This window comes from Pseudomonas sp. Z4-7 (genome assembly GCF_051131965.1).
Lineage (GTDB): Bacteria > Pseudomonadota > Gammaproteobacteria > Pseudomonadales > Pseudomonadaceae > Aquipseudomonas.
On record NZ_CP071642.1, the window covers coordinates 3461347 to 3483077 of the forward strand.

At 61.1% G+C, this 21731-nt stretch carries 20 protein-coding genes and 1 pseudogene; 14 read left to right on the top strand and 7 right to left on the bottom strand.

Annotated features, from left to right (window positions below; translation table 11 throughout):
* Positions 1-47: 47 nt before the first annotated feature.
* Together J3P91_RS15520 and J3P91_RS15525 are read right to left on the bottom strand one after the other, a co-directional pair.
* Positions 48-469, bottom strand: a pseudogene (locus J3P91_RS15520) (DUF1294 domain-containing protein).
* Entirely contained in the window at positions 466-1296 is an 831-nt protein-coding gene (locus J3P91_RS15525; protein WP_434600962.1) for an undecaprenyl-diphosphate phosphatase, read from the bottom strand. The pseudogene J3P91_RS15520 and the gene J3P91_RS15525 overlap by 4 nt, the downstream one beginning before the upstream one ends.
* Before the next feature lie 269 nt (positions 1297-1565).
* On the opposite strand from J3P91_RS15525, the gene J3P91_RS15530 reads away from it, so the two are divergent.
* The 9 genes from J3P91_RS15530 to J3P91_RS15570 all read left to right on the top strand — a co-directional run bounded on the left by J3P91_RS15530 (position 1566) and on the right by J3P91_RS15570 (position 9916).
* Entirely contained in the window at positions 1566-3200 is a 1635-nt protein-coding gene (locus J3P91_RS15530; RefSeq protein WP_434600963.1) for a methyl-accepting chemotaxis protein, read from the top strand.
* Positions 3201-3510: 310 nt separating this feature from the next.
* Positions 3511-4074, top strand: coding sequence for a nicotinamide riboside transporter PnuC (gene pnuC / locus J3P91_RS15535; protein WP_305500684.1), 564 nt, complete (start codon positions 3511-3513; stop codon positions 4072-4074).
* On the top strand, positions 4071-4598 hold the full coding sequence (locus tag J3P91_RS15540; protein ID WP_434600964.1) for an AAA family ATPase: 528 nt from the start codon (positions 4071-4073) through the stop codon (positions 4596-4598). The genes pnuC and J3P91_RS15540 overlap by 4 nt, the downstream gene beginning before the upstream one ends.
* Positions 4599-4904: 306 nt before the next feature.
* Positions 4905-5351, top strand: a complete 447-nt coding sequence (locus tag J3P91_RS15545) for a hypothetical protein (RefSeq protein ID WP_434600965.1) — start codon at positions 4905-4907, stop codon at positions 5349-5351.
* Between the two features lies 1 nt (position 5352).
* Entirely contained in the window at positions 5353-5931 is a 579-nt protein-coding gene (locus J3P91_RS15550; RefSeq protein ID WP_434600966.1) for an adhesin, read from the top strand.
* Between the two features lie 60 nt (positions 5932-5991).
* Positions 5992-6963 (top strand): heme utilization protein, encoded by a 972-nt coding sequence (locus tag J3P91_RS15555; RefSeq protein ID WP_305500678.1) that lies wholly within the window; start codon positions 5992-5994, stop codon positions 6961-6963.
* A 137-nt stretch (positions 6964-7100) separates the two neighbouring features.
* On the top strand, positions 7101-7781 hold the full coding sequence (locus tag J3P91_RS15560) for a C39 family peptidase (RefSeq protein ID WP_434600967.1): 681 nt from the start codon (positions 7101-7103) through the stop codon (positions 7779-7781).
* A 57-nt stretch (positions 7782-7838) separates the two neighbouring features.
* Positions 7839-8585 carry a hypothetical protein gene (locus J3P91_RS15565; protein ID WP_434600968.1) on the top strand — a complete coding sequence of 249 codons (747 nt, stop codon included), beginning with the start codon at positions 7839-7841 and terminating at the stop codon, positions 8583-8585.
* 47 nt (positions 8586-8632) lie between these two features.
* The gene (locus J3P91_RS15570; protein WP_434573842.1) at positions 8633-9916 is read left to right on the top strand and encodes a hypothetical protein; all 1284 of its coding nucleotides are present in this window, start codon (positions 8633-8635) and stop codon (positions 9914-9916) included.
* Positions 9917-10037: 121 nt separating this feature from the next.
* Here the strand turns inward: J3P91_RS15570 and J3P91_RS15575 are convergent, their stop codons facing one another.
* Positions 10038-11363 (bottom strand): sigma 54-interacting transcriptional regulator, encoded by a 1326-nt coding sequence (locus J3P91_RS15575; protein WP_434573840.1) that lies wholly within the window; start codon positions 11361-11363, stop codon positions 10038-10040.
* Between the two features lie 341 nt (positions 11364-11704).
* On the opposite strand from J3P91_RS15575, the gene J3P91_RS15580 reads away from it, so the two are divergent.
* From J3P91_RS15580 to nhaB, 3 genes are all read left to right on the top strand, one after another.
* Complete coding sequence (locus J3P91_RS15580; RefSeq protein ID WP_030142711.1) at positions 11705-11971, top strand: hypothetical protein; 267 nt, start codon at positions 11705-11707, stop codon at positions 11969-11971.
* 188 nt (positions 11972-12159) lie between these two features.
* Positions 12160-13449, top strand: a complete 1290-nt coding sequence (locus tag J3P91_RS15585; protein WP_434600969.1) for a hypothetical protein — start codon at positions 12160-12162, stop codon at positions 13447-13449.
* Positions 13450-13543: 94 nt separating this feature from the next.
* Positions 13544-15046, top strand: coding sequence for a sodium/proton antiporter NhaB (gene nhaB / locus J3P91_RS15590; RefSeq protein WP_434600970.1), 1503 nt, complete (start codon positions 13544-13546; stop codon positions 15044-15046).
* A gap of 133 nt (positions 15047-15179) precedes the next feature.
* Here the strand turns inward: nhaB and J3P91_RS15595 are convergent, their stop codons facing one another.
* The 3 genes from J3P91_RS15595 to gnd are packed head-to-tail and all read right to left on the bottom strand — an operon-like array spanning position 15180 to position 18495.
* On the bottom strand, positions 15180-16001 hold the full coding sequence (locus J3P91_RS15595) for an HAD family hydrolase (protein ID WP_434600971.1): 822 nt from the start codon (positions 15999-16001) through the stop codon (positions 15180-15182).
* Entirely contained in the window at positions 15998-17518 is a 1521-nt protein-coding gene (zwf, locus tag J3P91_RS15600) for a glucose-6-phosphate dehydrogenase (RefSeq protein ID WP_434573833.1), read from the bottom strand. The genes J3P91_RS15595 and zwf overlap by 4 nt, the downstream gene beginning before the upstream one ends.
* Positions 17515-18495, bottom strand: coding sequence for a phosphogluconate dehydrogenase (NAD(+)-dependent, decarboxylating) (gene gnd / locus J3P91_RS15605; protein WP_305500662.1), 981 nt, complete (start codon positions 18493-18495; stop codon positions 17515-17517). Before gnd ends, zwf begins: the two co-directional genes overlap by 4 nt.
* 273 nt (positions 18496-18768) lie before the next feature.
* On the opposite strand from gnd, the gene J3P91_RS15610 reads away from it, so the two are divergent.
* Both J3P91_RS15610 and J3P91_RS15615 read left to right on the top strand, forming a co-directional pair.
* Positions 18769-18942, top strand: coding sequence for a DUF6026 family protein (locus tag J3P91_RS15610; RefSeq protein ID WP_305500661.1), 174 nt, complete (start codon positions 18769-18771; stop codon positions 18940-18942).
* A 323-nt stretch (positions 18943-19265) separates the two neighbouring features.
* A complete protein-coding gene (locus tag J3P91_RS15615; RefSeq protein ID WP_434600972.1) occupies positions 19266-21005 on the top strand; it encodes a phosphoethanolamine transferase CptA in 1740 nt (579 codons plus the stop codon).
* 212 nt (positions 21006-21217) lie between these two features.
* Here the strand turns inward: J3P91_RS15615 and J3P91_RS15620 are convergent, their stop codons facing one another.
* Entirely contained in the window at positions 21218-21712 is a 495-nt protein-coding gene (locus J3P91_RS15620) for a GNAT family N-acetyltransferase (protein WP_434573829.1), read from the bottom strand.
* Between the last annotated feature and the right edge of the window lie 19 nt (positions 21713-21731).

Genomic DNA, 21731 nt, shown 5'->3' on the forward strand with positions numbered 1-21731 from the left:
CCGGCGTCATCGCGAGCAAGCTCGCTCCCACAGGGAACGCATACCGATCAGAACAACGCCAACAGATGGCCACCCAGGAACAACTGTCGATCCAGAATCCCTGGTGCAACACCACGATGAACCAGAACACCACTTGAAACGACACTTTGCGGGTCTTGTGGCGAAACATCTGCTGGGCCAGCAGTGCGCCTGGCCAGCCACCGGCGAGTTCGACCGCGTGCAGGATGTTCTCCGGCGTGCGCCAGGCATCGGCGCGTGCCTTGCGCTTGTCGCTCCAGTAAAGCAGGAACGCCACGGCACTGACGACTCCGTAAGCCGTCGTGGGCACCCACGACTCGCCCCGCAATCCGAGCAGCAGCGAGCCAAAAAGCGGCAACGCGCAAAGAATCGCAAATACCGTCAACTTGAGGCGCAGGTTCTGCACGGCCCCGCCGGTGTTACGTGCGACTCGCCTGGCCGATTCGTTCAAGGCTGGGCAGCCGTCCAGTCGACCCAGCCGAATTGCCAAGTCGCCAGGATCAACAGGCCGAACGCAATCCGGTACCAGGCGAACACCGCATAACTGTGGCTGGCGATGAAGCGCAGCAGGCCCTTGACCGCGATCATGGCGAAGATGAACGCGGTGATGAAACCGATGGCAAACACCGGGAAATCCGCCGGGACAAACAGCTCGCGGTATTTATAACCCGAGTAGACCGCCGCGCCGACCATGGTTGGCATGGCCAGGAAGAACGAGAATTCGGTGGCGGTCTTGCGCGACAGGCCGAACAGCAGGCCGCCAATGATGGTTGCGCCGGAGCGAGATGTGCCGGGAATCATCGCGATGCACTGGGCCAGGCCGACTTTCAGCGCATCCTTCCAGGTCATGTCATCCACGGTTTCGGCATGCACCCTGTGCTGGCGCCTCTCGGCCCAGAGCATCACCAGACCACCCAATACCAGTGCGGTGGCGACCGTGATCGGGTTGAACAGGTAATGGTGGATCCAGTCGGCAAGCAGTACGCCCAGTATCACGGCAGGGAAAAACGCGATCAGCAGGTTGGCGGTAAATCGGCGAGCGCCGGGCTGGGTCGGCAGGCCCAGCACCACGTCGAAGATCTTGCGCCGAAACTCCCAGACCACCGCCAGGATCGCACCGAGCTGGATGATGATGTTGAACGCCATCGAGCGTTCCCCACCGAATTCGAGCAAGTCGGCGACGACGATCTGGTGCCCCGTACTGGAAATCGGCAGGAACTCCGTCAGCCCTTCTACCACGCCAAGAATCAATGCCGAAAAGGCCGTCCACAAATCCATTCATCCCCCAAAAAAGCCTGTCGTTTCAGGCCTTGTCGCTATTCAAATGTTACGCAGGTGCACGCAGCGGCTGCACGATAACCGCGACCTTGCAAAAAAAACCAATGAAAAATCAGAAGCGACTCAGGTTTTGCGCTGCGGGGCCGAAATCCTATCAGACAAGCCCTGATAACGCTGCCGCGTTATGACCCAGGTCAATCGCGCGTAGACGTCGAGCGTTAAAGTGCCGCCGTCGTTAATGACAAGAATAAAAACCGGAGTGACAGCGTATGAATAGCTTGCGCAGTGTATCGATCAGCCGACGCCTGTGGCTCATCCTGGTCGTGGCCATCGTGATGTTGTTCACGCTGGGCGCGTTCATGCTAAAGCAGATCCACATCGATCTGTATCAGGCCAAGGTGCAGAAAACCCAACATGTAGTGCAGACCGCCAGCGGCGTACTGAGCTATTACCATGGCCTGGAGACCGCCGGTACCCTGACGCGCGAGGCGGCGCAGAAGCAGGCGCTCAGCGCGGTGCGCGGCCTGCGTTATGACCACAATGACTACTTCTGGATCAATGACCTGGCGCCGGTCATGGTCATGCACCCGACCAACCCGAAACTTGAAGGGCAGAACCTTTCGGCCATCCGCGATCCGAACGGTTTTGCCCTGTTCAACGAAATGGTCACCATCGCCAAGGCCAAGGGCGCCGGCATGGTCGATTACCTTTGGCCCAAGCCGGGCGCCGAGGCACCGGTGGGGAAAACGTCCTATGTGAAGCTGTTCGAGCCTTGGGGCTGGATCATCGGTTCGGGCGTGTACGTGGATGATGTACAGGCGGAATTCCAGTCCCAGTTGATCAAGGCTTCCTTGATCGGCTTGGCGATCACCTTGTTCATGGGCCTGCTGTTGACCCTGATTGTACGCAGCATCGTCCGGCCCTTGCAGGAGACAGTCAATGCCATGGCCAACATCGCCAGCGGCGAGAGTGACCTGACTCGCACCCTCGATACCCATGGCCAGGACGAAGTCACGCAATTGGCCAGGCACTTCAATGCCTTCACCGCCAAGCTGCGCCAGGTGGTGGGTCAGTTGCAGGTCTCAGCCAGCGAGTTGGGGCAATCGTCCAGCGACCTGGGCAACGACGCCGCCCAGGCCCAGCAGCGCAGCCAGCAGCAATCGCAACAGATGGAGCTGGTGGCCACCGCCATCAACGAAGTGACTTATGGCGTGCAGGATGTGGCGAAGAATGCCGAACACGCCGCCAGCGAAATGCGCGACGCCGAATCCCAGGCCCAGCAGGGCCAGGTGAACATCGACGGCAGCCTGCAGCAGATCGACCGGCTCTCCCAGACCATCGACCAGGCCGTGGAAGTGATCCGCACCCTGGCCAGCGAAAGCACCCAGATCGGCAGCGTGCTGGAAGTGATCCGCTCGATTGCCGAGCAGACCAACCTGCTGGCGCTCAACGCCGCCATTGAAGCCGCCCGCGCCGGCGAGCAAGGTCGCGGTTTTGCCGTTGTGGCCGACGAGGTGCGCCTGCTGGCCCAGCGTACGCAGAAGTCCACCGCTGAGATCCAGGCGATGATCGAACGCCTGCAAAATCATTCCGAAGCCGCGGTGAAAGTCATCAGCGACAGCAGCCGTGCCTCGCAACTGACCATCGAGCAGGCCGGACTGGCCGGCGCCAGCCTCAACGCCATCGGCCAGGCCCTGCGCAACCTCAACAGCCTGAACGCCTCCATCGCCAGCGCCACCCTGCAACAGGCGCATGTGGTGGAAGACATCAACCAGAATGTCACCCAGGCTGCCGGGCTGTCCCACAGCACCGCCATGGCCGCGGAACAGTCCAGCGTGGCAAGCGCCCGCCTCAAAGGCCTGAGCGAACAACTGAACGGCCTGCTCAAGCAGTTTCGGGTCTGAGGCTGGTGGTCCCACAGGGGTTTGTGTTGGCCCCAGATTTGGTGCCCACCACAAAACGCCCTGTGGGAGCGAGCCTGCTCGCGAATGCAATAGCACATTCAGCACTGATACAAGCTGACCCGCCGCCTTCGCGAGCAGGCTCGCTCCCACATTGGTTTTTGTGTTGGCCCTGGATTTAGTGCCCACCGCAAATCCCCTGTGGGAGCGAGCCTGCTCGCGAAGGCGGTAGCACAGCCAGCACCAGGATTGGAGCTCCGCCCGCCATAACGTTTACAATCCCCGCCCTCTTCGTCTTCCCCAAGGAACCGCCATGTCCGGGCTTGAACTGTTTGCCGCAGCCCTCGGCGTGATCGCTGTCTGGTTGACCGTCAAGCAGAATCCCTGGTGCTGGCCGATCGGCCTGGTCATGGTGCTGCTGTACAGCTGGTTCTTCTTCGACGTGAAGTTGTACTCCGACATGCTCTTGCAGATGGTCTACGCCGTCCTGCAACTGTATGGCTGGTGGCAGTGGACCCGCGCCGGACACAATCACCATGGTCGGCAGGTGACGTACCTGGGTACGCCCTCAGTGCTGCTCAGCCTCGCCATCGGTGCGACGGGCAGTCTGATGCTCGGGGCGGCCATGGCGCATTGGACCGACGCCGCCCAACCCTGGCTCGACGCGGCGCTGACCGGTTTCAGCCTGGTGGCCCAGTGGTGGATGGCGCAAAAGCGTGTGCAGTGCTGGCCGCTGTGGATCGTCCTGGATGTGATTTTTGTCGGCCTGTTCGTCTACAAGGGCCTGTACCTGACCGCCGCGCTTTATGCGCTGTTCACTCTGCTGGCGGTGCAAGGCTGGCGGGAATGGCGCGCCGACCCGGCCCTGCGCACATGAAAGTAGTGGTACTGACCGGCCCGGAATCCAGCGGCAAGAGCTGGCTGGCCGGGCAACTGCAGGCGCATTTCGGTGGTTTGCGGGTGGACGAATACGTGCGCCACTTCATGGAGCAAACCCAGCGTGATACCTGCCTGGCCGACATCACCGATATCGCCACCGGGCAACTCGCCTGGGAAGACGCGGCTCGCGCCCGGCAGCCGGCGCTGCTGATCCTCGATACCCATCTGTTGAGCAATATCCTCTGGAGCCAGACCCTGTTCGATGATTGCCCGGATTGGCTCGAACCCGCCTTACTGGCGCGCCATTACGATTTGCATCTGCTGCTCAGCCCCGAGCAGGTCGAATGGGTCGGCGATGGCCTGCGCTGCCAGCCAGCGCTGACGGAACGGCTGGCGTTTTTCGAGGCGATCGAGCACTGGCTGATGCGCCATCGGCAAGCGTTCCTCAAAGTCGAGGGCGACTGGGCGCAGCGGCGCGAGCAGGTGTTTGCAGCGGTTTCGCAGCTCCTCCAGGCTCGATGATGTTTCATCCCTGAAACATCACGACTGCCTCAAACCCGGATCCAGGGCCACCTCGCGGCGTTCCGGCCCTGACTGTCAAGTCACTGAAACACCGTGCCCCAGGGCTCAAATCATAGCCAAACGACAGCAGATGGCCCTTTGCAGCCCATGAGGCTGTCTCAACGATGAAACAGGTTTCGCCATGGAAACCTTACCCATCAGCCAATCCATTGAATCCATTGGTTTTCCAGAATCCGGCACAACACCTGCTCTTTCCCTTCGCAACGCTGACTAGGGCCAGCGTCCAGTGAACAAGGAAATGATGTCATGGGGACTTTCAACAGAAGCTTGACCTGTCTGTTAGTGATTGGCTGCGCCGCCGGTGCGACGCTCAGCTTACCGGTGCAGGCCGAGGGTAACGGTGTCATCGTACTCGACCGTGACGTGCAACCGGTTCATTTCGGTCGCAATGGCGGCAAAGACCCCTACCCGACCACCGTCAATGCCAATCCGTCCGTCCGGATCAACCAGGCGACCGCCAGTACCGAGCTCAGCGACAGCGAATTTGCCGGTGTCGCCAGCGGCTCGACAATCCGCAACACCATCACCCCGAACACCGGCGTGCAGGGCGTCAATGTCGTGACCAACCCCAACGGGATGCCGGGCATGAGTGCCGGCCACGGTGGCGGCAGCGGTGGCGCCATCTCGGGCACCATCAACCGCTCGCTGAGTTCCGGCCTGGCCCCTCTGGGTCGGTTGGCGGGAGGCCAGTGAGATGAATCCAACCTGGCTCATGGTTGCCCTGCTCGGCAGCTCCACCGTGCTCGCCGCCCCGGGCGTGGCGGTGGTCAACCAGGCCGACCTGGAAAATTCCGGCGGTCGTTACACCGGTAATTTCAACGTCAACCAGGCGGCCGGCGACCAGACGCAGCAGACCAACACCCGCGCCATCGCCATCGGCACCGATGCCCACGCAAGCACCGTCGTGCACCAGCGCCTCGATACGCCGGCCAACCCGTCGATGAACGCGAGCGCGCGTATCGGCGGCAATTCTTTCACCAACGGCAACGGCGTGCTGGGCGTCAACCAGTCCGCCGGGGCCAACAACCAGATGGCCAATGTCATGCGAGTGGGTATCAGCGCCCACCCGCAGAGCATGGACGACAGTGCCCTTTCCCAACAGAACGTGGCGCTGGTACCGAACTCGGGAGCAACTGACACCCCAACCGGCAGTCGCCAGGTCGCCACCAGCGACCAGGCCTTCACCGGCAGCCGAGGGGTGATCCAGGTGAACCAGAGTGCCGGGGTGGGGAACCGCATGGCCAACACCCTGAGCATCCGGGTCGCAGACTGACCCGGCGCAGTGGATAAGAACGTACCGACACTTAACCAACGACACGCAAGGAGAAACACCATGAAACCTACAATGGCGCTCAAACCATTGGTTTTCGCTCTCGCCGCTGTCATGGCAATGGCTGCGCAGGCCGGCGGAAACGGTAACGGCCACGGCAACGGTCATGGCAACCACGGCCCTCAAGGGCCAACGCTGGATCAATTGCTGTCCATCAGCGCCGGCGCTGGGGCCACGGTGCTGGACGAGCAGAACAGCGATGGCAACGTGGTGACCAACCAGGCCACCCGCAACACCGCTGAAGCCACTGATTCGCTCAACGGCAGCAACGGCAACATGGGCGCCAACATCGCCGCCGGCGACGGCAACCAGCAAGACAATGCCGCCGCCCTGGCCACCGCCGACGAAAGCTTCATCTTCGGCTCGGCTGTCGCAGCGTCCAGCGCCACACAAGTCAATAACAACAACTATGTGAAGAACAACTCGACGCAGAACAACGCCTCGCTCACCAGCGCGGGCAACAACGGCTCCGGCAACATCGGCATCAACGTGACCGCCGGCAACTTCAACCAGCAGAAAAACAACCTGGCCATCGCCGTATCGGGCGGTCGTGTCGCCCAGGCTTCCGCCGCGGCCGACCAGTCGTCCACCGGCCTTGTCGTCGACAACAAAGGCGTGCGGACCTACAAGACCGACACCCTCACCAGCACCTCTGAGGCTTCCGGCACCTTCAAGGCCAAAGGCACCGGTACCGTCGAGGATGACGGCGGCTGGGGCAACAAGGGCGGTTACGGTGGTGGTCACGATGACGACAAGTTCAAGTTCTCCGCCGTGGGCACTTTCGAACTTGCCGGCAGCAATACCCAACAGGTGCTGACTCGCGACGGCTGGAAAAATCCGGTCTACAACAACGCCACCATGACCAACTCCATGAACGGCTTCTCCGGTAACGGCGGCGCCAACGTGTCGGCGGGCGTGGGCAACCAGCAAAGCAACTCGCTGTCGATCGCTGCCGGCTGCAAGGCTTGCATGTAAAAAAGTACCACTGTGGGAGCGAGCCCTGCTCGCGAAGGCATTGGATCAGTGACCTTTGTGTTGCCTGACACACTGCTATCGCGATCAGGCCCGCTCCCACAGGGGCTTTTCCCTGGGTATCACTAGGCGTATCGACCATGCGTGCAACTGCCCTTTGCCTATTGGTTTTGCTTGCCGGCTTGACCGAAGCCGCGCAGATGCCGGTCGCCGCCCTGCCTGGCGGCATGCTGGTGTACAAACCCGTGCAAAGCGTACGCGAGCGCAAGTTCAGCGACATCGTCGAGCAGAAGACCGATTTCAGTTGTGGCGCCGCGGCGCTGGCCACTGTGTTGCGCCAGGCCTATTGGCTGGACGTCGACGAAGAACATGTCATCAAGGGCATGCTGGTCAATGCCGACCAGGATCTGGTCCGCACCCAGGGTTTTTCCATGCTGGACATGAAGCGCTACGTGGAAACCATCGGCATGCGCGCCCGCGGCTATCGGATACCACCGGAAAAACTCGCCGCGGTGACGATCCCGGTCGTGGTCCTGATGGAAATTCGTGGCTACAAGCACTTCGTGGTATTGCAGCGGGCGGACAAGCGATGGGTGTATATCGCCGACCCGGTGCTTGGCCACAAACGCTACGCCCATGACGAATTCGTAAAAGGCTGGAACGGCATTGTCTTCGCCATCGTCGGCCCCGGCTATGACAAGACCAACGCCTTGCGCAGCCCTCCGCAACCTCTGACAGCGCGCAACAAGCTGGACGGTTTTAATCCGGTCAAGGACGCGGAACTGATGGATTTCGGCTTCATCCAGAGCGACTTTTTCTAATCGCCGAACAACTGCCAATAAAAATACAAAAGGAGCAGGACGCTCCGGGAGCAACAGATGAAACGCTCATACTGGCTCACGCTGGCCTGCCTGGCCGCAACGACGTCGGGTCTTGCCCACGCCGGTTTCAAACCCATCGAAGTCCAGGACCAGGAGCTCGCCGAGCTGCGCGGTCGCTACGTCATGCCCGGACGAGTCATCAGTTTTGGCATCGTCATGAGCAGCACCTGGCGCAACGCCAGTGGCGACCTGATCGGCGCTTCCAGTTCCATGCAGATCCAGGCTGCAACGGTCAAACCGCAGTTCTACGTCTCCACGATCAAGCAGATCGGCAACGGCAGCGCCCCGGAACAGGGTGGCGGCACGATCACCGGCGGCGCCGGTCTCGGCTCGGGCCAGGGCGTAACCCAGAGCGTGCGCGCCGCGGGCGACAGCAACAGCGCGTACAACGATGTCAGCATCAACGTGAAAGAAAGCAGCCAGGCACCTGCCCTGGCGCCCGCCCAAGGCCAATTGCTCGACAAAGGCCAGACCATCAGCGGCAGCAACGCCGCCGGCAGCGTGGCGGTCACCGCCACCGGCAGCGGCGTGCAGATGGCAATCCAGGCCAACCACAACCAGGGGAGCACCCTGCAACAGGTGGCCCAGGGCGGCTTGCTGCAAAACACCCGCCTGCTGGGCAACGGCAACCTGGTCAACAACATGACCCAGCTCAACGTGGTGCTGAACAGCAACGGCCCCAGCGCCGGGGCATTGGACTGCAACCTGACGCAGCTGCGTGGCCTTCGAAACCTCGGATATTGAACTACGCTGATCTCCGATCATTGGGCTAACTAGGGACGGCATATTTCATGTATCGATCCGTATCGTTGCGCGCTGTGATGTGTTTAAGCACGATGTTTCCGGCGACCGTGCTGCAAGCGGCACCCGACGCGGACATCGAGGCCCTGAAGCAAGAACTTCTCGAGCTCAAGCAACGCTACGAGGTCCAGCAAAAAGCCCTGGCGGTACTCGAACAGCGAGTCCGCCAGGTTGAGGATCAACCCGCCGCCCCGCCGCCCAAGCGCCTGGCCAAATCTCCCGCCGACATGAAAGGCAACCAAGGCGTGGCCGGCAGCGGCGCGGCAACGGCGGGTGGCAGCGGCTACGGGCAGTCCCTGGCTGACGACTCGCAACCGGCCCAGAGCGTCTCCAACCTGTATGACGAAGCCAGCGGCTTTTTCGGCGGCGGCAAATTCAGCTTCGAAACCGGCGTGACCTACTCGCGCTACGACACCCGGCAACTGATCCTCAACGGCTTCCTGGCCCTGGATTCGATTTTCCTGGGCAACATCAACCTCGACCGGATCAAGGCGGACACCTGGACCCTGGACCTTACCGGTCGCTACAACTTCGACAATCGCTGGCAGTTCGACCTCAACGTGCCGGTGATCTACCGCGAGTCCACCTACCAGTCCGGTGGCGCCAACCAGGGCGCGGCCGGCGTCACCAGCGAAGAAACGGTGACCCGCGACCCCACGATAGGCGACGTCAATTTCGGCATTGCGTACAAGTTCATGGATGAATCGGTCAACAGCCCGGACGCGGTGGTGACCCTGCGCGTCAAGGCACCCACCGGCAAGGACCCGTTCGGCATCAAGCTGCGCCAGTCCCAGGCCAACACCAACCTGTTCGTGCCGGAAGACCTGCCCACCGGTAACGGCGTGTGGTCGATCACGCCCGGGATATCCCTGGTCAAGACCTTCGACCCGGCAGTACTGTTCGGCAGCCTGTCCTACACCCACAACTTCGAAGAGTCGTTCGACGACATCAGTTCCACCGTCAACCAGGAAGTGCCAGGCAAGGTGCGTATCGGCGACAGCTTCCAGATCGGCGCCGGCATCGCCTTTGCCTTGAACGAGAAGATGAGCATGTCGTTCTCGGTCTCGGACCTGATCCAGAAGAAAAGCAAGCTCAAGCAGGACGGCGGGGACTGGGAATCGGTGGTCTCCAGCGACGCCAACGCCGGATACTTCAACATCGGCATGACGGTGGCCGCCAGCGACAACCTGACCATCGTGCCCAACCTGTCCATCGGGCTGACCGACGATGCGCCGGACTTCACCTTCAGCCTGAAATTGCCGTATTACTTTTAAGGCAGGTCCCATGTGGGAGCGAGCTTGCTCGCGATGAAGCCCTCTCAGCCAGCATTAATGTTGACTGGAGGACCGCTATCGCGAGCAAGCTCGCTCCCACAGGTTTTGCGCAGGCGCGGCTCTAACGAATCTGATGCTTGTGCAACAACCGATAGAACGTCGGCCGCGACACGCCCAGCACGCGGGCCGCCACGCTGAGGTTATCGCTGTGGCGGTTGAGCACATCGCTCAACGCCTGGCGCTCGGCGCGGGTCTTGTAGTCTTCCAGGGTACCCATCGGTGCGGCGACGCCCTGCTGGCCTACAAGGCCAAGGTCGCGGGCCTCGATCTGCCGCCCTTCGGCCAGCACCAGGCCGCGACGGACGCGGTTGGCCAGCTCCCGCACATTGCCGGGCCAGTCGTGCATGCCCATCGCTACTAGCGCGTCCTCGCTGAAACTGCGCGGCCGGCGACCGGTTTCGTGGCTGTAGAAATGGGCAAAGTGGCTGGCCAGCATCGACAGGTCGCCATGGCGTTCGCGCAGCGGTGCCATGACCACCTGCAAGACGTTGAGGCGGTAATACAGGTCCTCACGAAAACGCCGATGCTCGATGGCCGCCTCCAGGTCGACATGCGTCGCCGCCAGCACCCTCACATCGACGGCAATCGGTTGGCTGCCGCCTACACGCTCGATGTGCTTTTCCTGCAAAAAGCGCAGCAGGTTGGCCTGCAGCTCCAACGGCAGATCGCCGATCTCATCGAGAAACAACGTGCCGCCATGAGCGGCTTCGATCCGTCCGATCTTGCGTTGATGAGCGCCGGTGAAAGCACCCTTCTCGTGGCCGAACAGCTCGGACTGGATCAGGTGCTCGGGGATCGCGCCACAATTTATGGCAATGAACGGCTTGTTACGCCGGTGCGATTGGCAATGCAGGGTGCGCGCGACCAGCTCCTTGCCCGTGCCGCTTTCACCACGAATCAATACCGGCGACTCGGCGGGGGCCAGCTTGCCCAATAATTTGCGCAGTTCGCGAATCGGCTTGCTGTCGCCCAGCAGCTCATGTTCAGGCTGATTGATGTGAACCGCGCCCCGCCCCCTCAACCGCGCCATGCCGAACGCCCGGCCCAATGTCACCTGGACGCGGGAGACATCGAACGGCAAGGTATGGAAGTCAAAAAACCATTCGCAGACAAAATCGCCGACGTTTTGCAGGCGCAGCACTTCCTGACTGAGGACGGCGATCCACTCGGCGCCGCTGCGGCGAATCAATTCCTTGACGGCCTCGGGACGCTCCAGGTGAAAAGGCTGCAGGCGCAACAAGCCGACGTCACACGTCCGGTCGCTGGCGTGTTCCAGGGAGCAGCTGTCGACGTCCCAACCGATTTCGCGCAGGCCCGGTAACAGGCGATAGCAATCATCGCAGGGATCGACCACGAGCAGACGACGCAACGCACTGGTTTCAATCACGACTGATCCTTGGCGCCAAAATAAGGAAATATGATTAGAAACAGGCGTTTGGCGAACCTGCATGTAACAGTAGCAAGAACTTGACACTTGCTTGTATCGATTAGTTATCAGGACATCAGAGAACCGGTTATAAGCGGGCGTTTCGTTAGTTCACCTCGCGGCGAATCTTTCATCCCCCTTTCAAACAAAAGTCCGAAAGCCTGGTCTGAAAGAAAATCGAAATTTATTCATCGATTGTGTGACCTGCTCCCGGGTTCGGGACATCAGTACAAGTAACCAGCCGCACGGTACGCCCAACCGACGGCAGATCATTTGATTGGGCACTATTGAGAGATAACGCCATGAACGCCCCGCTCCGTATCAACGAAGCTCTTTTGATTGCCGACCGCGCATTCCGTCCTTTCCAATGCGTGGCCTGGGCCCCACAAGACGGTAACGGCGAACTGAGCCTGACCGTCATCGACCGCACCAACACCCACATCGGCCGGACCCAGATCCCCAGCAGTGCCTATACGGACCCGGCGCAACTTGCCGACCTGTTGAAGCAGGCCCGTGCCGAGTTGAGCCAGGAAGGTTACAAGCTGCAATCGTGGTCCATGCCTGAATAATGCCCTGACAAGCCGGTTGTTTATTTGCCGGCTTGGCATTGGATTGCAAAGCCATTGTTCAGGCACGAATAGTCTTCGTGCCTGCAGGACCTGACAGTTGTGCACTGTCTGTTTCATGGATTGAATGTTGCTCTCATGCTAACACCGCCTCTTTATCCAGGCCGGTCGATGCGCAAGGAGAGCCACGCATGCCCGTTCAATCCGCATTTGCACTCCCTATACCCCGGGCTCAGGCCGGGTGCCTCGATACAGGCTTTGCCGACGGTGGTAAAGCCTGGGTTCGTTTTCCAGGAAATACCTCGACACTCACCACCGGATTGGCCGTTGACCATGCCGGCCGAATTTTATTGGCGGCGCGGGTCATGACCGCTCAAGGCAGTCGTTTCGGTCTTGCCCGGCTTACCCCGAACGGCATGATCGACAGGGACTTTGGCATCAACGGCTACGTGATCGACGCGTTTGCGCCGGGCTGCGTAGCCACCGCGGGCAAGGTCACCGAGCTGCGCGACGGTAATATCCTGTTATCCGGCCTGCACTACGAAAGCGCCGACAATACCCTCCCTGCCCTGGCGCTGTTCGATCCCCACGGTCATGCCGTCCATGGTTTTGGCGATGCCGGGCGACAAGTCGTGCGACTTTGCGGCAACCTTTCCCAGGGCATGCGCGATCCTTGGCTACCGCCCGGCGTGTCTGGGGTCGAAGCCTGTGACATGCGCGTACAGGCCGATGGCAGGATATTCATCCTGGCCAACCATCACTTCCGGACGTCCGATCACGTTGGCGTGTTGATTCGATTATTGCCGGACGGCTCATTGGATGACTCGTTCAACCATCGTGGTTTCGTGATGGTTCGGCGATTGTTGAAAAACAGCTGGCTGAGCTGCCTGGCCCTGCAGGCCGACGGCCACATCGTCGTAGGCGGTGCCATCGATTGGCCCCAGCGCGGCCTGATGGCTCGCTACGACGCCTGCGGCCAACTCGACGAGCGCTTCGGCGACGGCGGTTTCCTGTCCTTCACGGCCCAGGGACGCAGCGTGATGGTCAGCCAGGTCGTTGAAAACGCCAACGGCGATCTGCATGCTTTTGGCGGCAGTCGCGACCCCAAGCATTGTCTGTCGGTGTGCATTCCCAGGGACGGCCAACCGACGCCGGACAACGCCGAAAACCAATGCCGCCTCCTGGCAATCGGCAACCATGCCAGCCAGTGGACGGCCGCCCAGCTGCAGGCAGATGGAAAAGTCGTGACGGCCGGCGCAACCATCGGCGGCATCGACGCCGACTTCATCCTGGCTCGACACCTGCCGGACGGCAATCTTGATCCGGCGTTCGGCCAGGGCCAGGGTTGGCTGCGCACCCGACTGGGTTACAGCCTCGATACCGCGACGGCCGTGGCGGTGCAGGCCGACGAAAAAATACTGGTGGGTGGGCATTCATTACAGGGCACCTCCAGGGCCGTGTTGACGCGGTACAGCGCCTGATTTCCGACCTTTCGGCTAGCGGTAACAAGTCCTACGCTTGATATTCCTCATGGCTTACGGCAAGTTGCGCGCTTCTAAATAAAAGGAGCAGCCAATGTCCGGTCAAATGGCTCAAGCTTTTGCGCACAACTTCCTGGGGCATTCTCCACGCTGGTACAAAGCGTGCATCATCATTTTCCTGATTCTCAATGCGTTGGCGTTCTTTACGCTGGGCCCGGTCGTCGCCGGTTGGATGCTGGTCCTGGAGTTCATTTTCACGCTGGCCATGGCCTTGAAATGCTACCCGCTGATGCCTGGCGGGCTGTTGGTCCTGCAAGCCGTGGCGCTGGGCATGACCACGCCAAAAGCGCTATACGACGAACTGGTCCACAACTTCCCGGTCATCCTGTTGTTGATGTTCATGGTGGCCGGTATCTACTTCATGAAGGACCTGCTGCTGTTCCTGTTCTCGCGCCTGCTGTTGGGTGTGCGGTCCAAGGCGGTATTGGCCTTGATGTTCTGCTTCCTCTCGGCGTTCCTGTCGGCATTCCTCGATGCGCTGACCGTGACGGCGGTGATTATCAGCGCCGCGGTGGGTTTCTATGCGGTGTACCATCGCGTGGCCTCGGGCAATGACCCGCGCCAGGACAGCAGCGTAGATGAAGACCATAACCTGCCGTCACTGCACCATCAGGACCTGGAACAGTTCCGGGCCTTCCTGCGCAGCCTGCTGATGCATGGCGCCGTGGGCACCGCGTTGGGCGGCGTATGCACCTTGGTGGGCGAGCCGCAGAACCTGCTGATCGGCCATGAAATGGGCTGGCACTTCGTCGACTTCTTCATCAAGGTCGCGCCAGTGTCGCTACCGGTGCTCGTGGCCGGGCTGGCGACTTGCGTGGTGCTGGAGAAACTGCGCTGGTTCGGCTATGGCACGCTGCTGCCAGATAATGTCCGGGCGGTATTGGCCGATTATGCCGAGGAAGACAACCGTGAGCGCACCGCACGCCAGCGTGCTGCCCTCATCGTCCAGGGCCTCGCGGCGCTGCTCCTGATCGTCGCCCTGGCCCTGCACATTGCCGAGGTCGGCCTGATCGGCCTGGCAGTGATCGTCCTGATCACCGCCTTTACCGGAATCACTGACGAGCACCGACTCGGCAGCTCATTCAAGGACGCCATGCCGTTCACTGCGCTGCTGGTGGTGTTCTTTGCGGTGGTCGCGGTCATTCATGACCAGCAGCTGTTTACACCGCTGATCCAATGGGTCCTGGCCCTGCCGGCCGATCAGCAGCCCGGCATGCTGTTCATCGCCAATGGCCTGTTGTCGGCCATCAGCGACAACGTCTTCGTCGCCACCATCTATATCACCGAAGTGAAACAGGCCTTTGTTGCCGGCCACATGAGCCGCGAGCAGTTCGAGACCCTGGCGGTCGCCATCAACACCGGCACCAACCTGCCCAGCGTCGCCACGCCCAACGGCCAGGCGGCGTTCCTGTTCCTGCTGACGTCGGCCATTGCCCCGCTGGTTCGCCTGTCCTATGGCCGCATGGTCTGGATGGCGCTGCCTTATACCGTGGTGATGGGTAGCCTGGGCTGGTATGCGGTGACCTATTGGCTATAGAGCTATCGCTCGATACCGGTGATTTTTGTGGCGAGGGAGCTTGTTCCCGCTCGGCCGGGAAGCAACCGCCAGAGTGGGACCGCTACGCGGTCCAGCGGGAGCAAGCTCCCTCGCCACGAGAGCGCATGGCAGCCTAGCGCGACAGCATGTACCGCTCGATCGCCAATGCCGCACCGTCCTCGGTGTTGGCTGCAGTAACGACATCCGCCTGACGCTTGATCGCCTCTTCCGCCTGCCCCATGGCAATCGACAGCCCCGCGCGATGGAACATCGCCGGGTCGTTGCCACCGTCCCCCATGGCGGCGGTCTGTTCCAGCGGCACGCCCAGAAAATCCGCCAGGGTCGACAGTGCCTCGCCCTTGTTCGCCTTCATCGCCGTCACATCCAGGTAAATCGGTTGCGAACGCGACACCTGGGCCTGGCCCTTGAGCAGCGGATGCAAGCGCGCCTCCAGCTCCACCAGCAGATCCGTGTTGGCGCTGGTCGCAACGATCTTGTCGATGCGCTCAAGGTAAGGCTCGAAACTCTCCACTTCCACCGGCGGATACCCCAGGCCGCGGGTTTCAACCGGCACCATCGGTCCGTTGGCGTCGCGCACCAGCCAGTCGCCGTCGGCAAACACCCACACTTCGATGCCGGGCTGATCGGCGTACAGCGCCAACGTAGTCAGTGCCGCCTCGGGCGGCAAGTAGTGAACAGCCAGGAAGGTCCCGTCCGGGTGCACCAGCGTGCCGCCGTTGAACGCCGCCGTGGGCAGGTCGACGCCTAGGGCTTCGATCTGCTGCAACATCGCCCGGGGCGGACGCCCGGTGGCGAGACTGAACAGCACGCCGGCCTCGCGCAAGGAGCGGACGGCTTCGATAGTGCGCTGGTTGAGGCTGTGGTCAGGAAGCAACAAAGTGCCGTCCATGTCACTGAGCAGGAAGCGGATGGGACGTTTCAACTGTTCAGTCATCCGAGGCCATGCCAGACGCGACCATCGCGAGTCAGCAATTCGTCGGCGGCCGCCGGGCCATCCTCACCGGCCTGGTACGGCTGTACCGTTGCGTCTTCCCGCCAGGCATCGAGGAACGGCTGCACCGCGCGCCAACCGTTTTCGATGTTGTCGGCACGCTGGAACAAGGTCTGGTCGCCCGTCAGGCAATCGTAGATCAGGGTTTCGTAACCCGTTGATGGCTGCATTTCAAAGAAGTCCTTGTAGGCAAAGCCCAGCTCGATATTCGCCATGTCGAGTGCCGGCCCGGGCCGCTTGGCCAGCAGGTCGAACCACATGCCTTCGTTGGGCTGAATCTGGATTCTCAGGTACGTAGGTTGCAGTTCGTCGACCTCGGTGTCACGAAACTGCGCATACGGTGCCGGCTTGAAGCAAATGACGATTTCCGTGTCGCGCACGCTCATGCGCTTGCCGGTGCGCAGGTAGAACGGCACGCCTACCCACCGCCAGTTATCGATCATGACCTTGAGCGCAACGTAGGTTTCGGTGCTGCTGTCGGGCGCGACATTGGTTTCCTCGCGGTAACCGCTGACAGGGTTGCCGTTGATCTCACCCGCTGTGTACTGGCCGCGCACCGAATTGGCTCGAGCCTGCTCGACCGACCAGGGCCGGATTGCGCCCACCACCTTGGCCTTTTCGCCTCGCACCGCGTCGGCGCCGAACGCGGCCGGCGGCTCCATGGCAACCATTGCCAGCAACTGGAACAGGTGATTGGGCACCATGTCCCGCAGAGCACCGGTATGTTCGTAAAAGCTGCCGCGGGTTTCCACGCCGACGGTCTCGGCGGCGGTAATCTGCACGTGGTCGATGTAATGATTGTTCCAGAACGCCTCGAACAGGCTGTTGGAGAAACGGCTGACGAGAATGTTCTGCACCGTTTCCTTGCCCAGGTAATGGTCGATCCGGTAGATCTGCTTTTCACTCATCACCTTGAGTAGGCAGGCATTGAGCGCCTCGGCGGTTTGCAGGTCGGAGCCGAACGGCTTCTCGATCACCACGCGCCGGAAGGCGTCATCCTGCTCTTGAAGCAGCCCGGCCGCGCCAAGGCGGCGGACCACTTCACTGAAAAAGCGTGGCGCGGTCGCCAGGTAGAAGACCGCATTGCCGGTGCCGCTGGCGGCGATCTTCGCCGCCAGCGCTTCGTAGGTACTGTCATCGAGAAAATCACCCTGGACGTAACTGATGCCCCGGGCCAGGCTGGCCCAAAGCACCGGATCGAGCGCCTGGTCGGGGTCGCCGCCCTTGCTCGCCGCTTCGTTACGGATGAAATCCTCGAGTTTTTTTGCAAAATCCACATCGCTGATAGCGTTGTGGTCGACACCAATGATCTGCAGGCCATCCCCCAACAACCCGTCACGACTCAGGTGGTAGAGCGCCGGCATGAGCAAACGCTTGACCAGGTCTCCATGAGCACCGAACAGGAACAACGTGGTCGGTGGTGCCGGTTCTGCCTTGGATTTCCTGCCGATCGAGGTCATTTTTTCGGCGTCTCCACATGGCCGCCAAAGCCGAAGCGCATGGCCGAGAGCATCTTGTCGCCATAAGTGGCTTGCTGGCGGGAACGGAAACGGGCGAACAGCGAACTGGACAGCACCGGCACCGGCACCGCTTGCTCGATGGCCGCTTCGATGGTCCAACGGCCTTCCCCGCTGTCGGCGACCTCGCCGGAGAAGCCATCGAGCTTCGGATCGCTGGCCAACGCATCAGCGGTCAGGTCCAGCAGCCAGGACGAAACCACGCTGCCACGTCGCCAGACTTCGGCGATATCGGCCAGGTTGAGGTCGAAACGCTGCTCCGGCGGCAGACTTTCGCTGGATTTGGTCTTGAGGATGTCGAAGCCCTCGGCGAAGGCCTGCATCATTCCGTATTCGATACCGTTGTGGATCATCTTGACGAAATGACCGGAACCGGCCGGGCCCGCATGGATGTAGCCACGTTCGGCGCGGTCGTCGTCAGACTTGCGGTCACGGGTACGCGGGATATCGCCGATGCCCGGCGCGAGGCTCTCGAACAACGGGTCCAGGCGCCGCACGACTTCAGTGTCGCCGCCGATCATCATGCAATAGCCGCGCTCAAGCCCCCAGACGCCGCCGGAGGTACCGACGTCGATGTAGTTCAAGCCTTTTTCCGACAGCGCCTGGGCGCGCCGGATGTCGTCCTTGTAGTACGTGTTGCCGCCATCAATGATGACGTCCCCTGGCTCGAGCAGGTCGCTGAGCACGTTGATGGTGTCTTCGGTGGGTGCGCCGGCCGGCAGCATGACCCAGACAGCCCGAGGCTTCTCCAGGCCTGCGACCAGCGCCGGCAGGTCCGCGACGCCCGTCGCGCCTTCCTGGCTCAGGTTTTCGACAAAAGCGGCATTGCGGTCATAGACGACGGTGGTGTGCCCATTGAGCATCAGGCGCCGCGCAATATTGCCGCCCATGCGGCCCAGTCCAATGATCCCGAGTTGCATGTGCTGATGCTCCCTACTACAAATAAAGGTGTGTCAAAGGTTTAGCTCAAGGTGACTTGTGGAGGTTAGTCCAGAGCATTGCCGCATAGTTTCCGGGTAAATCGCCCGATCACAAAGGATAACGTTCAAAAACCGGCCGAAGACACGCGGACCATGAAAAATAAAAAAGTTCCATCAACGGGCAAAAGTATTCAGAATTGGTGCCGATAAAGAATTGTCGCCAAGAAACTGACGACATCTCTCTAGTTGATGTAGCCATTTGCGAGGTGAGCAATGGGCCCTGTCGTTACCGCACGTCCTCCACAAACCCTTTATGTGACCATTCGTCGCGACGAATTACGCCTGCTGAAGGAAGAGCGTGATCTGCTGCTTGATGAAGTGACGCAGTTGCGCATGCAGTTGCAACACGCACAGCTCTCACACCAGGGCCAGGCTTTGGCTCGCTGATCCTGTCCTCCGGGCAAGACACTTTGGTGACGCCGGGCAAACCGGTGTCACGACGTAAGGACACCGCAGACCCTGTGGCGAGGGAGCTTGCCCCCCCTGGGGTGCGCAGAGCCCCCTAAAAATTGGCGGTCGCTGCGCAACCGAACGGGAGCAAGCTCCCTCGCCACCAGCCCTCCAGCAGTTCCGGATGCATGGATCGCGAAAAACTCACGAAGTTTTCACACCTGGTCCGTAATAATCCCGCAATCACAAATAGTTACGGCGACGGCCCGTGCGCACCAGTCCGGTGCCGGCAGTCTCGTCGGTGAACGCTGGAGCGCTTGATGAGTGTGTTCAAACGCAGCAAAACGACTGCGAAAGGTTTCGATTGGGCCGGGTTCGGTTGGCTGTTTCTGTTCTTCTGGTATTTTTCCGGCATCACCCAACTGCTGATCCTGTCGAGCGGCACTGCCGGGTTCGCCGGGTTTCGCCAGGCCTTCGTGATGAGTGCGTTGTGGTTGGCACCGCTGCTGCTCTTCCCTGCCCGCACCCGCCTGCTTGCCGCGATCATCGGGATCGTGCTCTGGGCTTGCTCCATGGCCAGCCTGGGCTATTTCTTCATTTACCAGCAGGAATTTTCCCAAAGCGTCATCTTCATCATGTTCGAGTCGAACGTGTCCGAAGCTGGCGAATACATGACCCAGTATTTTGCCTGGTGGATGGTGCCGGCGTTCCTGGCGCATACCCTGGTCGGTTACTTCCTCTGGACGCGCCTTCGCCCGGTCTACCTGCCACGCAGCCAGGCCTGGGCGGCAGCGCTGGTCATCATGGTGGCCGTGGTCGGCTACCCGCTGACCAAGCAGACCCTGCGCACCGGCACCCTGGCCAAGGGCTTCGAGAAGTTCGAGAGCCGCGTCGAGCCGGCGGTGCCCTGGCAGATGCTGGTAGCGTACCGCCGCTACACCGAACAGCTGGAAAACATGCAGGGCATGCTCCACAGCACCAGCAAGATTGCGCCCCTGCGCAACCTTCAGGACACCATGGCCAACGAGCCGGCCACCCTGGTGCTGGTCATCGGCGAATCGACCAACCGCCAGCGCATGAGCCTGTACGGCTATCCGAGAGAAACCACCCCGGAACTGGACAAGCTCAAGGATCAGCTCTCGGTCTTTGACAATGTCATTACCCCGCGCCCCTATACCATCGAGGCGCTGCAGCAGGTACTGACTTTCGCCGACGAGGAGAATCCGGACCTTTATCTCAGCACACCATCGCTGGTAAGCATGATGAAACAGGCTGGCTACAAGACGTTCTGGATCACCAACCAGCAGACCATGACCAAGCGCAACACCATGCTCACGACGTTTTCGCAACAGGCCGATGAGCAGGTCTACCTGAACAACAACCGCAACCAGAACGCCGCACAATACGACGGCGACGTGATCGAGCCCTTCAACAAAGCCCTGGCCGACACCGCGCCGCGCAAGCTGATCGTGGTGCACCTGCTCGGCACCCACATGAGTTATCAGTACCGGTATCCACCGACCTTCAACAAATTCACCGACCGCCAGGGCGTGCCTGCCGGGGTGCGTGACGATCAGGTGCCGACCTACAACAGTTACGACAACGCGGTGCTGTACAACGACTTCGTGGTGTCCAGCCTGATCAAGGACTACGCCAAGAGCGACCCCAACGGCTTCCTGCTGTATCTGTCGGACCACGGCGAAGACGTCTTCGATTCACCGGGCCATGGCACCCTGGGCCGCAACGAGGCCAAGCCGACAGCGCCGATGTACACCATCCCGTTCATGGCGTGGGCCTCGCCGAAGTGGCGCGAAACCCATGACTGGAACTTCGCCGGCGACCTGTCGCGGCCCTACAGCAGCTCGCACCTGATTCACACCTGGGCGGACATGGCGGGCTTGAGCTTTGATGAGCTCGATCGCAGCAAGAGCCTGGTCAGCGATGACTTCAAGTCGCGGCCGCTGTTGATCGGCAACCCCTACCAGGACCAGCGCAAGGGGCTGATCGATTTCAGCCTGATGCAGCCCAAGGGCCCCGCGGGCCAGGTCGTACAAAAGTAGTCGAAAAGCCACAGCCCGCATCTGGAGTAATGCGGTTCACTTGACGCAATCCCGTGGCGAGGGAGCTTGCTCCCGCTGGGCCGCAAAGCGGCCCCAAAACCAGCCAAATGCAGAGCATCAGACACACCGCACCCGCCGGTTTACGACTGCTTCGCAGCCGAGCGGGAGCAAGCTCCCTCGCCACGGGTTCTTAAGTGAACCTCATGACGCCCCTAGAGGGGCTTGATCCAGAACAGCATGCGCCCGTGGGCCGGGTCGAACATGCCGGCGGCAAAGCCGAACTTGGCATAACTGGCCTGGGCCACGGCGTTGCCTTCCAGCACTTCCAGGGTGATCTTGCAGCACCCGCGCTGGCGGGCGATGTCTTCGACTTTCTGCAGCATCTTCTGGCTCAGGCCAAGCCCACGAAACGCCGGCATCACGGCTACATCGTGGACATTCACCAGAGGCCGGCAAGCGAAGGTCGAAAACCCCTCGAAACAGTTGACCAACCCCGCCGGTTCGCCATTGACGAATGCCAGCACACTGAAAGCGTGGGAACGCTTGGCCAGCTCTTCAGGCAGATGGGCCAGCACCTCGGCCGGCAACGAGTGCCCACCGCCCATCGGGTCCTCGGCATACCCGTTGAGCACATGGCAGATCGCTTCAGCGTGGACCGGGTTGGTGTAGCTGGCTTGCAGTACAAGGATATCCTTGGCTTCTTCCATGATCTTCCATCTCGTTTCG